Source organism: Bacillus cereus group sp. BfR-BA-01356 (assembly GCF_022663635.1).
Taxonomy (GTDB): Bacteria; Bacillota; Bacilli; order Bacillales; family Bacillaceae_G; genus Bacillus_A; species Bacillus_A cereus.
In genome coordinates this window covers 21,664-33,976 of the sequence record NZ_JAKUFX010000055.1, presented here as the reverse complement: position 1 = coordinate 33,976, position 12,313 = coordinate 21,664, and the positions used below count along the sequence as shown (strand labels likewise).

Genomic DNA, 12,313 nt, shown 5'->3' with positions numbered 1-12,313 from the left:
TAGGGTTTATTTCGCATGCAAACCTTTAAATTTTCTAAGCCTGGCTTTTAGAAAAAAGAAATAATCTCTACTATACTTGATATTGTATAATCTTAGCTTGATAGTGATGGGTATTTTGCAGTATACGCATTTTTAGCTATTTATCTATTAACCTTTCTTCATTTTTCTGCTGTCCAAGTAGGAACAGTGTTGACGGTTATGACAATTACATCACGAGTTATCCCATTATTCTCAGGGTTAATTGCTGACAAAATAGGCTATATCATTATGATGATATCCGGTTTATTTTTGAGAGGAATCGGATTTATCGCTTTAGGAATATGCTCTGATTTCTATACAATTTCTATTTCTTCTGCACTTATTGGCTTCGGAACTGCATTTTACGAACCTGCTGCGCGCGCCATATTCGGTTCACAACCAGCTCATTTGAGAAAAAATTTATTTACATATTTAAACCTTAGCTTTAATTGCGGTGCAATAATCGGACCAATTGCAGGAGGGTTCTTACTCTTACTCGATCCACTCTACGCTTTCTCTCTAACAGGATCTCTTATGCTGTTATTCGCTTTTATCTTTTACTTACTTAAAAATCACTTCCAAGTCACTACTGAAAACACGTCTATTACATTAGGAATACAGGCCATCTTACAAAACAAGTCTTTCCTTCTGTTTTCCTTTATCATGATTTTCTTCTATATTATGTTTACTCAGCTTACTGTCGCACTTCCACTTCATATGAAAAACATTAGTAGTAGCAATCAACTTGCTACATTAGTCATTACGATAAATGCAATAACAGGCGTCCTATTTATGGTGTTATTCCGAAAACTCTTTCTCAAATACAACACCCTTTCCTTTATTAAATACGGTGTTTTACTAATGAGTATTTCCTTTTTACTCATTCCTTTATTTCAACACCCATATTGGCTCTTTATTTGTGTAATTTTATTTACAATCGGTGAAACACTTGTATTACCAAACGCTGATATCGCTATTGCAAATTACAGTAATGAATCATATACAGCCACTTTCTTTGGATTTTATCAACTATCACTCGCATTTGGTTTTATCATTGGTAATTATACCGGTACATCTTTTACATCCAACTTAAGCGGAGTGTATACACCATGGCTTATTTTTGGCGGAATAGGGCTTACTGGTTTTATTTCACTACATATTTTGAATATAAAAAAAGTGGCCTCTAAAGAGGATAGATATATACCTATGTAATACAAGCGTCCTATAATAAAAAAAATCGACCATCATATGTGACAGTCGATTTTTTTATTCTTCATATTCAAGATGATTATGCCTTTTACAACCAAACAAATAGCACCCACCTATAAAATCCGTTTCAAATTCTAACCCTGGAACATATCCTGATTTAATACGCTCTATCATTGTTTTATAATCATTATTCGCTTCTGTATATTCCTCAATTAACTCTTTCTTATCTTTCTCTGTCCAGTTGTCTTCTACTTCTTCATTCTCGACATCTTTTATTTCTGCTGTTTTCGCTTCGATAGATTCCCGTATCACTTCATTTATACGCGAGAAATGATTCACTTTATATAGAGCATAAACAAATCTACTAATCCAATTAGGACTTTTCCAGCATTTTTTGTATCCCTTTTCGAACCATTCAATTGCTTCTTTATAGCAATTCAACTCAACATATAAATCTGCTACATGAATTTCCCCTAAAAAATTATCAGACTCCCTGTTAAAAGTATCTAACTTCTCTTTTGCTTCTGTCGTTCGTTCTAAATCAATTAAACATTTTACATAGCTATACATGATATAGTCCGAATCCCCTGCAACTCGCAAGAAAAATTCTGAAGCTTTTTCCAGCTCTCCAAGGTTATAATGCGCTACAGCTACATTATGATATGCTTCATCTGATGGTTGAATCGAAATAGACTTTTGTAATGCTTCTTTCGCTTCTGTCCATTTTTCTTGTTTCATGTAAATGTCCCCTAAGATGTTATAAGGAAAGTATGAAGATGGATTCAACTTAACAACTTCTCTTATTAATTCAAGAGCTTTATCATCATTCTCTTCCTCATAAAAATACATCCAGGCAAGATTATTGAGAGATTGTACGTCTCTAGATTCATGTACTGCTTGTTGAAACAGTTCCATTGCTTCCTCATATTTATTTTGTTCAAACATTTCAATTGCCTTCTCATTAATGTTCAAATAACTACCTCCGAAGTAAATGAATTCATCTATTCCCTATCATTATAGTAAAATGTAAAAATTATAATTTCTATAAAAAAATTTCTTTTTCTCGTCTACATTTCGATTGAAATAGAAGCTAAAACACACGAATTTACAACAATAAGTAAATTTTTCAGTCTCTCTTACATTGGATATACAGCCTTTTTTAATTTACATATTATGGTACAATAAAAAGAGTACTAGCTAAACATTTACGCTCCACACTAGCAGTCTAACAATGCCAAAATCAAAAATCACATAGAATCGGAGGGGATGTTATGAAAAGGAAATTACTTGTTCTTCTATTCACCGGAATCATACTATCAGGATGTTCAACTATAGCAGAGAATTCTTTAGAAAGCGGGAAAGGCAGTATGGAATTATTAACACCAACGATCACAGCAAAAGATAATGAGTTAGAAATTAAGAACGAGGGAATTGATGAAAATAAAGTAACTTTTATTTATGTTGCTAATAAAAAAGTGTTAGAACAAAAGCTAAAGAATGGTGAATCCTACAAGCTTAACATTAAAGATATCGAACACGCTCATCGGACAGACTACAGACCAAAAGTTCAACTTTTGCAAACGAAAGATGATAATGATGATGGAGAAATAGTAACCTTCAAACAAGTTAGATATACAGTTAAAAACTAATTTTAAAGTTGTTTCATTATAAATGTAACGAACGAAAATATACTTTTAACAGTAGATAAATGTAAGGGGTGCTAACATGAAAAAACGATGGATTTCTTGGTGGATTGGTAACCTATTTTGGATTATCGTTTTTGGAATATGGGCCGCTATTATTTGGTTACGAGAGGTTGATGGTGCTGGTGTTATTCAAACACCTGAAATTAAATCCATATCACTTATCGTTATATTAATCGCGTTTATCATACCGGTATTTTTTCAAGTTATATGGCTAATCATTAATTTGAGGATGAGTAGAAAAAATAATTATACGATTTAGTTTTTCAATTAACAATAAAAAAGAGAGGAATCTACATCAAAATAGATTCCTCCCTTTTACATTTGGACTTATACTGCGCTTTTAATGCAGCACTACTCCTCTTTTTTACGATGCATGTTCATCTTTCTTTTTCATTAACGCTCTTTTCTTCATCGCCTTCGTTAAATATCCACCCTTAAACGAGCGAATTTCATACGAAGACATAAACGCTTTCGGTGCAATTTCATTAATGATTTCTAAAAGCTCTTTCTCCCTAGAACGCTTTGCGACGATATCTAAGCGATAACGTATAGAATTAATACCTTCGCCCTCAAATACTGTAACGCCAAATCCAGAGTGACGTAATTCATCTACTAATTCATTACAACGGTCTAGTAAACTAACTTGATACGTAATATAACCAATTGCTAATTTATTCTCTATATAACCGCCTAATAACAGTCCCGCACTAAAGCCAATGACATAGGCAACGATGTTCATCCAATTTGATAAATCTTGAAACACAATACCTAAACTGACAATGTAAATAGCTCCTTCTAACAATCCAACACCAGCAGCGGATCTTGTTTGATTCTTTACAAGCAAAATCGTACGGATTGTTAATATTGGAACGTAAATAATTTGAAGCACAAAAATAAGTAGCGCTTGTAACATTGGTATCCACCTCTTTCAAAAAGTCTTTTGTCATAATAACATACATAACCTTTAGAAATCGATGGGTTTTTTAAAATTTTTTTATTATTTTTCATACTATTGAAAAACACAAAAAAGAAGCGTATTATATTTGTCGTTAATTTGATTACTTGTATCATATCGCTAAACTAAAAAAGGAACCTGATTAGGTCCCTTTCATCATAGCTCTATATTTTTCGAAACATGTTCTCTTTGCTTCTCTTCTTCTTTCACTAACTGCATATTTGCATGCGCTAAATTTGCAATCATTAAAAAGTGACCACCTAAAATACCTGTACCGAATGCCCACATTTCCATTTCATGCTCAATTTCATACATGATGATAGCTCCTAAAATAGCAGCTGCAAATCGGTTTAAAACTCCTAATCCAGGAGCCTTTTCCTTCATTACGATACTTTTTCCGAGTTTCTCCACTCTGCGAGCTAATAACCAAAGACAATAGGCGCTTACTGCTAATCCAATACCGAACCCTGTCACTTGTTTTCCAAACGGAGTAATCGTCCACATAAGTAGTAAACCACTAAAGATCACATACAATTGTAATCGATATACACGTAAGGCTTCTTGAATCAAAATATCCGCTCCTAAGTTCTCATTTTTTGTACTTTAGAAGAAAAGCAGCAACTTACACAGTTGCTGCTTTCTCTTCTTCTTGTTCTTGTTCCATCTTACGAATTTCAACACGTTTAATTTGGTAAGCGTCTTTTTCTAACACTTTAAATTCATAACCTTCCGCCTCAACGTGTTGTCCTTCTTCGATTTCATGATTTTGCATCATAATCCATCCACCGATTGTATCCACATCATCTTCTTCGATGTGTAATCCAAATAAATCTTTCACTTCTGAGATAAGCACTTTTCCATCAACAATAATATGTTGCTCGTTCACATGTTGAATTGGTGGTGCTTCATCTTCATCATATTCGTCACGAATTTCGCCGACGATTTCCTCCAAGATATCTTCAAGCGTTACAATTCCAGCTGTTCCTCCGTACTCATCATATAAAACAGCCATCGGAATTCGCTTCTTCTGCATTTGAAGTAATAAATCGTGAATTGGAGTCGTTTCCATCACTTCAATAATCGGACGCATATACGAGCGAATAGATGATAAATCTTTTTGATCCTCGGTCATATATCGAATAAAGAAATCTTTTACGTTGACCATACCGATAATATCATCTTTATCTTCTCCAAAAATCGGATAACGTGTGTATCGCTCATTTTGGATTACTTTCATGTGTTCTTCTACTGAATCTTCCAGGTAGAAACCAACGATTTCTGTTCGCGGTACCATAATCTCTTTTGCAATGCGATTATCAAATTCAAAAATGTTATTTACATACTTGTATTCAGCTTGATTAATTTCGCCACTTTCATAGCTATCTGAAAGGATAAGACGTAATTCTTCTTCTGTATGAGCTACTTCATGTTCTGAAGCTGGCTTTAAACCGAATAAACCAGTTATCACACGAGCTGAACCGTTCAATACCCAAATAAATGGATACATTACTTTATAGAACATCATTAATGGACCTGCCAATAATAACGTTACCCTTTCAGCCTTTTGAATTGCCATCGTTTTTGGAGCTAATTCCCCTACTACAACGTGTAAATACGTCATAATCATAAAAGCAAGACCAAATGTTAGTACTGATGAAATAGAAGGATTTAAGTTCCATTTCTCAAATAACGGGTGTAATAACTTTTCAATTGTCGGTTCACCTAACCAACCTAATCCCATAGCTGTAACTGTAATACCTAATTGACAAGCAGATAAATATTCATCTAAATTTGTTGTTACCTTTTTCGCTGCTAAAGCACCGCGTTTTCCTTCCGCAACAAGCTGATCGATACGGCTTGAACGTATCTTTACAATCGCAAACTCTGCTGCTACGAAAAATCCAGTAAATGCGATTAAAATCGCAACCATGACTAAATTAAATATTTCCAATGAATCCCCTTAGTTAAAAAACTAAGGTGTCCACCTCCTGTATACTATAATGTTTTCTTATTTGTTTGTTAGAAAACATAGCCCGATACAAAAATTAAAGAGGTCGGATTTCACTTATTCTATAATAATAGAGCAAGTGTCTGTATTAAAGCTGTCGTTTGACCAGATAAAGATTTCGATATTTTTTCACGTTGTGAATCAGTCAATCCATCTAAAAGCGGCTTTAACTCAGTAAGCTCCACTTCTAATTGATGAATATGGTCTGTCACTTCATTCACTTGTTTCGAAACGTGTTCATTGATACCGAGCAGCTTCTTCTTCTCCTCGATTTTCTCTTTAATCTCACAAAGCGGCATATGCATTTCTTTGCACTTCTCAATAAATTGTAATGTCTCAAATGCTGTTTCGTCGTAATAGCGATAATTAGATTGAGATCGCTCCGCTTTTAAGATACCTAGATTCGTATAATAATCAATCGTTCGTTTCGACACGTGAGCCATGAGAGCCAACTGTCCGATTCGATACACCTTCCCAACGATCTTCCCCCCTTGTTTATATTACTTACATCATACAACACATAAACTGTACAGTCAAACGTGACGGTTTATTATTCACAATTTATACAAAATTCCAATCTCCTCCTATGATGATTCAATACGAGTAATCTACACTTATACAATAAAATTACTAAACTACTACCTAATCACTACATTGTCTGCCACTTTTAACCTTTCTTATTTAAAAGCATATCCTACTAATAATGATTGCTTGTATAGGAGGGAATTAATATGAAAAAGACAATCATTTCTCATTTTTATAATGAAGAATACCTACTTCCATGGTGGCTTATGCATCACACGAAAATATTCGATCACGGCATTTTAATTAATAGAGGGTCTACAGATCGTTCCGTAGAGATTTGTAAACTATTAGCACCCCACTGGGAAGTACGAAATTCAAGATTTCTTGAGTTTGATCCAACTAATACTGATATTGAAGTGATGGAAATTGAAAGAGAAGTTTCAGGTTGGAAAATCGTTTTAAATACTACTGAATTCTTTTGTTGTAATAATACTGAAGAATTTTTTTCATCTCTTCATACACTAGGCCAAAACATGTATGCGATTAGAATGATTTTAATGATAGATAATCATAATTATAATTATTCAAAGCCTAGATATTCTATCCCCTTAGTAGAACAGCGATACCACGGTGTCTTCCCTTATAACCCAAATCTCGGATGTGCTTGGAGATTTATTCACAATCATCTAGACGGTGCATATTTACCTGGTAGACATCATTCGCGGCACGGATATATAATTTATGACTATCCTTCATTTATTTTAAAATTTTATTTTAGCCCTTGGAATGAACAATCAAAGGCAAGAAAATTACAAATTACACCTACCCTTTCAAAAAGGGGTGTTCAAATGGGACTTCAAACACATTACGGTCAATCTCCTGAAGTACTGGACATACGTTTTTTAGAGCTTAGTAACCTAACACAAGACCTCCGTCATAACCCTGAATATCAAGAATTATTTCCAAAATTCAAACCGTAATATTTTCTGCATCGTCATCACCTCAAACATTTTCATTCACTTAATCAAAAACAATCTCATTTGCATAAAACATGAATACTGTATAAATAATAAATTTTTATTTTAGGAGGAAAAAATGAAAGCTGTTATTCTTGCTGGTGGGTACGGTACAAGAATTGGGGAAGAAACACATTTAAAACCGAAACCTATGATTGAAATTGGAACAAAGCCCATTCTATGGCACATTATGAGTTTGTATAGTCATTACGGGATTACTGAGTTTATTATTTGCTTAGGCTATAAAGGATATGCAATTAAAGAGTTCTTTCTAAATTACAACTTACACATGTCTGATTTCACAATACAGTTAAACGATAATACAATTACTAGCCATTCTCATCGTGTAGAACCATGGAAAGTTACACTAATCGATACTGGTGTAAATACCGAAACGGGTGGCCGAGTGAAAAAGATTCAAAATTATGTCGGAGACGAACCTTTCTGCCTCACTTATGGTGATGGATTAAGTAATGTAAATATAAAAGAACTTATTACATTCCATAAAAAACATGGAAAAATGGCTACTGTTACTGCCGTACAACCTCCTGGTAGATTTGGTTCTCTCATATTAGATAAACAGTCTGTAACATCTTTTCAAGAAAAACCATTAGGTGATGGCGGATGGGTTAACGGTGGATTTTTCGTTTTAAATCCTGAAGTTTTCAATTACATTAGTGGAGATAAGTCTGTTTTTGAAACAGACACTTTAGTTCAGTTAGTAAACAAAAATGAATTGGCCGCATATCAACATTCTGGTTTTTGGCATCCGATGGATACATTGCGCGATAAAAATAAATTAGTCGAGCTATGGGAAAGTAATAACGCTCCGTGGAAGGTTTGGTAATATGGCTTCATCATCTTTTTGGAATAAGAAAAAAGTATTTATTACAGGACATACTGGATTTAAAGGCTCCTGGCTCACCCTTTTCTTAAGTTCTTTAGGTGCAGAAGTAGTAGGCTTTTCTTCTCATCCCCCATCCATTCCTAACATTTTTGAACAAGGTAACGTAGCAAAAGAGTGCACGACAATGAAAGGCGATATTACAGATTACCATTCTTTATTTCATGCCATGAAGCAGCATAAACCTGACATAATATTTCATTTAGCAGCTCAGCCAATCGTAACCGCTTCATACAAAAATCCTATCGATACATTCAAAACGAATGTTTTAGGTACTGTCCACGTGCTAGAAGCAGCAAAGTCCGTCGAAAGCGTACGTGCCATTATTAATGTGACAAGCGATAAATGTTATGAGAATGACGGTAGTGGCGACCGAGCGTTCGTGGAAAATGACCGACTAGGAGGTTTCGATCCTTATAGCGCTAGTAAAGCTTGCGCTGAAATAGCGGCAACATCCTATCAAGAATCATTCTTCCGCACTAATACCCAGAAACTCGCCTCAGTCAGAGCTGGTAACGTCATCGGCGGTGGTGATTGGGCAGAAGACCGATTATTCCCTGATATCATTCGGGCATATTTGCACAATCATACTTTGTGTATTCGAAACAAATATGCCGTCCGTCCGTGGCAACATGTTTTAGATCCTCTACATGGCTATATCCTTTTAGCTGAGAAACTTTGGAATGATGCTAAATATGCAGAAGCGTGGAATTTCGGCCCAATGAATGAACCTAACAGAACCGTTCATGATGTCATTGAATCTGTAATAAAATTATGGAATAACCCACTAACAATCATTTCCTCCTCTACAAATACTCCTTATGAATCACCTGTTTTAACACTCGATAGTACAAAAGCAGTAAACAAACTCGGCTGGACTCCTAAGTTATCAACAGATGATGCTATCGCTTGGACTGTTGATTGGTACAAAAAATATGCATCTGGTGAAAATATAGAATCTTTCACACGACAACAAATCGATGCATTCAAAAATTTATAAGGAGGCTATAAAATGGAACAGAAAAAATGCCGTTTTTGCCACTCATTACTAACCAACACTTTTTTAGATTTGGGCATTTCCCCTCTTGCTAATTCATTTGTAGCTCCTGAAAGCTCATATAAAATGGAACCTTTTTATCCGCTGCACACATTTGTTTGTAACTCTTGTTTACTCGTACAGCTAGATGAATTTGAATCCCCACAAAATATTTTCCATAACTATTTATACTTCAGCTCTTACTCCTCAAGTTGGCTACTACACGCTAAACAATATGTAGAAATGGCGATTAAGTGTTTCAACTTAACGAAACATTCAAAAGTGATTGAAATCGCAAGTAACGATGGGTACTTATTACAATACTTTAAAAAAGAAAATATCGAGACATTGGGAATTGAACCCGCGAAAAACGTAGCAGAAATTGCTATCAAAAAAGGAATTCCTACTCATGTGAATTTTTTCAGTAATGACTTAGCAAAAAAATTGCCACAAGCCGATTTAATCGTCGCAAATAACGTATTAGCACATGTTCCAAACTTGCATGATTTTGTTGCCGGTTTAAAAACGTTATTAAAACAAGATGGCACGATAACAATTGAATTCCCACACTTATTAAACCTCATATCCTTTAAACAGTTCGATACTATCTACCATGAGCACTTTTCCTACTTCTCACTTATAAGCCTTCAAAAAGTTTTAAGTTATCATCATTTACAAATTGTTGATGTAGAAGAACTTTCAACGCATGGTGGTTCCTTACGGATTTTTGTAAACCATCTAAGTGCCCAATCAACTATCCATTCCAATGTTACAAAATTAATTCAAAAAGAAGTCGACCACGGGTTAGATACTTTAGATTGCTATCTCCTTTTTTCTAAACGCATCGAACAATTGAAAATAAATATTTTAAAGTTTTTTATTGAAGCGAAAGCTTTAAACAAACAAATTATCGGTTACGGTGCTCCAGCTAAAGGAAACACCCTTTTGAATTATTGCGGGATAGGTAAAGAATTTCTAGCTTATACAGTAGATAAAAATCCTCACAAACAAAATCTCCTTTTACCAGGAACTCGTATTCCAATAAAATCTCCAGCAGAAATTAAACGTACAAAACCGGATTACATTCTTATACTTCCTTGGAATTTGAAAGACGAAATTATGAAAGAATGCTCTTTCATTCGTGAATGGGGCGGTAAATTTTTAGTGACGGTTCCAGAAATTGAGGTGATCGAGCCATGAAGAAAGTTGTTGTAACAGGTGGTAGTGGCTGGATAGGTAAATATGTTGTACATTCACTTATACAAAAGGGATATGAAGTGCACGCCACGTATAATAAAAATAACCCCTCTCACCTCCCTTGCCATTGGCATAAAGTAAACTTGCTTCGCGATGACGAAGTAAAACAATTCATTTCGGATGTTCAGCCTAGCCATCTCATTCACCTTGCTTGGGAAGCGGTGCCACCAGCATGCTATGTATCTATTAATAATTACTATTGGCTAAAGTCTAGTATTTCATTGATTCAACACTTCACAACATGCGGCGGAAAGCGTGTTGTCGTTGCAGGTACTGGCGCAGAGTACGAATGGTTTAACGGCGTATTATTTGAAGATTCACCGCTCCTTTCCTATAAAACCCCGTATTCTTTATGTAAAAATGCACTGCACTCCTGGCTAGAAACGTATGCACAACAAACAGGCCTCAGCATGTGTTGGGGCCGCATTTTTCATATGTATGGACCTCACGAACAAGGTAATCGGCTCGTTTCTAACATTATCACTTCCTTATTAAAAAACGAGGAAGCACTATGTACACATGGAAAACAATCGAGAGATTTCCTCCATGTGAGTGACGTCGCTGACGCTCTCGTAACAATATTAGAACACAGCGTTACAGGCACCATCAATATCGCTTCTGGTCAATCTGTACAAATTAAAAAGTTAGCTTCTATCATTGCTAAAAAGATAGGAAAAGAACATTTAATTAAACTAGGTGCAATCCCTTTCTCTAAAGATGAACCTTTATTTGTCGGGGTTAATGTAGAACGTTTAAAAACTGAAGTAAACTGGAAACCAACATACGATCTAAATACAGGAATTGAAGAAACAATTTTATGGTGGAAATCATTTATACAAAAACATAACGATATGCATCATTAAAACGTAAATCCTTCGTTCCTCTCGCTAATTCCTTATACCATTCTCCTAATCTTTCCGACGTAATAATATGATGCGTCCCCATTCCCCCATGCTTACTAGCTTCAGAAAGAGTCGGACCAATTTGTAACTTTCTCTTTCTCATCGCATCGTTCCACGGACTAAACCCAAACCATAATATACAGGCAAGAGGTGGATAAATCATCGATTCATGCGCAGATAAATGTCTTCCAACCGTATAACTTCCATGCTCATGATTATGAATAAATCTACCTCTTCTCCATAACGGCCAATCTTCTGGTAAATAACCATGAAATCGCTGTTTCATTAAAGGTATTCCAAAGTTAAGGTCTGGATAGTTGTAGTTAGGATCATCAACCATAATAAGCCCGTCCAGCCAATACATCCTCCCCCCCAATTCATTTAGCGATTTCCAAAACTGATTTTTATCTTGCACGCAAAGAAACTCAGTCGTATTTAAAATCATTTTCCATCCTTGTACTTCTTGTTCTATCCTCATCACTTCATGATCTGTCGCATATGCATCAAACTCTGGATTTACAGAATCTCGCACCTCCCAATGCGGTGCGAATTTTTTACAAATCTCAACGGAACGATCTGTTGAACCTTTATTAATTAAAATACCATGATCAAAAAGTTTCATATGATGCATAAGCCACCATGGCAATAAATACTCTTCATTGTAAAAATGTGAAATAACGGTTGTAGTTATAATAATCTCCTCCTCTTTCTCTATTAATCTACTTTTTATCCTACAACCAATATACTCATAAGCAAAAATATGTTTCCTAATTATTG

Annotated in this window: 13 protein-coding genes and 1 pseudogene; 8 read left to right on the top strand and 6 right to left on the bottom strand. The window is 35.0% G+C overall.

Features of this window, described 5'->3' with window-relative positions:
* Positions 1–102: 102 nt before the first annotated feature.
* A pseudogene (locus MR168_RS18415) lies at positions 103–1,230 on the top strand (MDR family MFS transporter); the annotation flags it as partial.
* Between the two features lie 54 nt (positions 1,231–1,284).
* Here MR168_RS18415 and MR168_RS18410 read toward each other — a convergent pair.
* Positions 1,285–2,199 (bottom strand): tetratricopeptide repeat protein, encoded by a 915-nt coding sequence (locus tag MR168_RS18410; RefSeq protein ID WP_016122885.1) that lies wholly within the window; start codon positions 2,197–2,199, stop codon positions 1,285–1,287.
* Between the two features lie 299 nt (positions 2,200–2,498).
* On the opposite strand from MR168_RS18410, the gene MR168_RS18405 reads away from it, so the two are divergent.
* Positions 2,499–2,876 (top strand): hypothetical protein, encoded by a 378-nt coding sequence (locus tag MR168_RS18405; RefSeq protein ID WP_086411603.1) that lies wholly within the window; start codon positions 2,499–2,501, stop codon positions 2,874–2,876.
* 76 nt (positions 2,877–2,952) lie between these two features.
* A complete protein-coding gene (locus MR168_RS18400; protein WP_000747695.1) occupies positions 2,953–3,192 on the top strand; it encodes a DUF3923 family protein in 240 nt (79 codons plus the stop codon).
* Between the two features lie 105 nt (positions 3,193–3,297).
* Here MR168_RS18400 and MR168_RS18395 read toward each other — a convergent pair whose 3' ends face one another.
* The 4 genes from MR168_RS18395 to MR168_RS18380 form a co-directional block, all read right to left on the bottom strand.
* The gene (locus tag MR168_RS18395; RefSeq protein ID WP_000938438.1) at positions 3,298–3,846 is read right to left on the bottom strand and encodes a DUF2179 domain-containing protein; all 549 of its coding nucleotides are present in this window, start codon (positions 3,844–3,846) and stop codon (positions 3,298–3,300) included.
* Positions 3,847–4,044: 198 nt separating this feature from the next.
* On the bottom strand, positions 4,045–4,458 hold the full coding sequence (locus tag MR168_RS18390) for an ATP synthase subunit I (RefSeq protein ID WP_086411602.1): 414 nt from the start codon (positions 4,456–4,458) through the stop codon (positions 4,045–4,047).
* 52 nt (positions 4,459–4,510) lie between these two features.
* The gene (locus tag MR168_RS18385) at positions 4,511–5,839 is read right to left on the bottom strand and encodes a hemolysin family protein (protein ID WP_000402258.1); all 1,329 of its coding nucleotides are present in this window, start codon (positions 5,837–5,839) and stop codon (positions 4,511–4,513) included.
* 119 nt (positions 5,840–5,958) lie between these two features.
* Complete coding sequence (locus MR168_RS18380) at positions 5,959–6,366, bottom strand: MerR family transcriptional regulator (RefSeq protein ID WP_000285635.1); 408 nt, start codon at positions 6,364–6,366, stop codon at positions 5,959–5,961.
* A 261-nt stretch (positions 6,367–6,627) separates the two neighbouring features.
* Here MR168_RS18380 and MR168_RS18375 point away from each other — a divergent pair, with 261 nt between their 5' ends.
* The 5 genes from MR168_RS18375 to MR168_RS18355 all read left to right on the top strand — a co-directional run bounded on the left by MR168_RS18375 (position 6,628) and on the right by MR168_RS18355 (position 11,497).
* Entirely contained in the window at positions 6,628–7,401 is a 774-nt protein-coding gene (locus MR168_RS18375; protein WP_000750973.1) for a glycosyltransferase family 2 protein, read from the top strand.
* Between the two features lie 115 nt (positions 7,402–7,516).
* The gene (gene rfbF, locus MR168_RS18370; protein WP_000648807.1) at positions 7,517–8,284 is read left to right on the top strand and encodes a glucose-1-phosphate cytidylyltransferase; all 768 of its coding nucleotides are present in this window, start codon (positions 7,517–7,519) and stop codon (positions 8,282–8,284) included.
* A gap of 1 nt (position 8,285) precedes the next feature.
* The gene (gene rfbG / locus MR168_RS18365; RefSeq protein WP_086411601.1) at positions 8,286–9,341 is read left to right on the top strand and encodes a CDP-glucose 4,6-dehydratase; all 1,056 of its coding nucleotides are present in this window, start codon (positions 8,286–8,288) and stop codon (positions 9,339–9,341) included.
* 12 nt (positions 9,342–9,353) lie between these two features.
* The gene (locus MR168_RS18360; RefSeq protein ID WP_086411600.1) at positions 9,354–10,577 is read left to right on the top strand and encodes a class I SAM-dependent methyltransferase; all 1,224 of its coding nucleotides are present in this window, start codon (positions 9,354–9,356) and stop codon (positions 10,575–10,577) included.
* The gene (locus MR168_RS18355) at positions 10,574–11,497 is read left to right on the top strand and encodes an NAD-dependent epimerase/dehydratase family protein (protein WP_000758375.1); all 924 of its coding nucleotides are present in this window, start codon (positions 10,574–10,576) and stop codon (positions 11,495–11,497) included. Before MR168_RS18360 ends, MR168_RS18355 begins: the two co-directional genes overlap by 4 nt.
* Here MR168_RS18355 and MR168_RS18350 read toward each other — a convergent pair.
* Positions 11,466–12,266, bottom strand: a complete 801-nt coding sequence (locus MR168_RS18350) for a glycosyltransferase family 2 protein (protein ID WP_086411599.1) — start codon at positions 12,264–12,266, stop codon at positions 11,466–11,468. The two genes, MR168_RS18355 and MR168_RS18350, sit on opposite strands and share 32 nt — an antisense overlap.
* Positions 12,267–12,313 lie beyond the last annotated feature (47 nt).

Excerpts from the sequence above, each read along its gene's own strand:
- MR168_RS18405 (WP_086411603.1), top strand. The coding sequence starts at position 2,499 with ATGAAAAGGAAATTACTTGTTCTTCTATTCACCGGAATCATACTATCA.
- MR168_RS18400 (WP_000747695.1), top strand. The coding sequence starts at position 2,953 with ATGAAAAAACGATGGATTTCTTGGTGGATTGGTAACCTATTTTGGATT.
- MR168_RS18395 (WP_000938438.1), bottom strand. The coding sequence starts at position 3,846 with ATGTTACAAGCGCTACTTATTTTTGTGCTTCAAATTATTTACGTTCCA.
- MR168_RS18375 (WP_000750973.1), top strand. The coding sequence starts at position 6,628 with ATGAAAAAGACAATCATTTCTCATTTTTATAATGAAGAATACCTACTT.
- rfbF (WP_000648807.1), top strand. The coding sequence starts at position 7,517 with ATGAAAGCTGTTATTCTTGCTGGTGGGTACGGTACAAGAATTGGGGAA.
- rfbG (WP_086411601.1), top strand. The coding sequence starts at position 8,286 with ATGGCTTCATCATCTTTTTGGAATAAGAAAAAAGTATTTATTACAGGA.
- MR168_RS18360 (WP_086411600.1), top strand. The coding sequence starts at position 9,354 with ATGGAACAGAAAAAATGCCGTTTTTGCCACTCATTACTAACCAACACT.
- MR168_RS18355 (WP_000758375.1), top strand. The coding sequence starts at position 10,574 with ATGAAGAAAGTTGTTGTAACAGGTGGTAGTGGCTGGATAGGTAAATAT.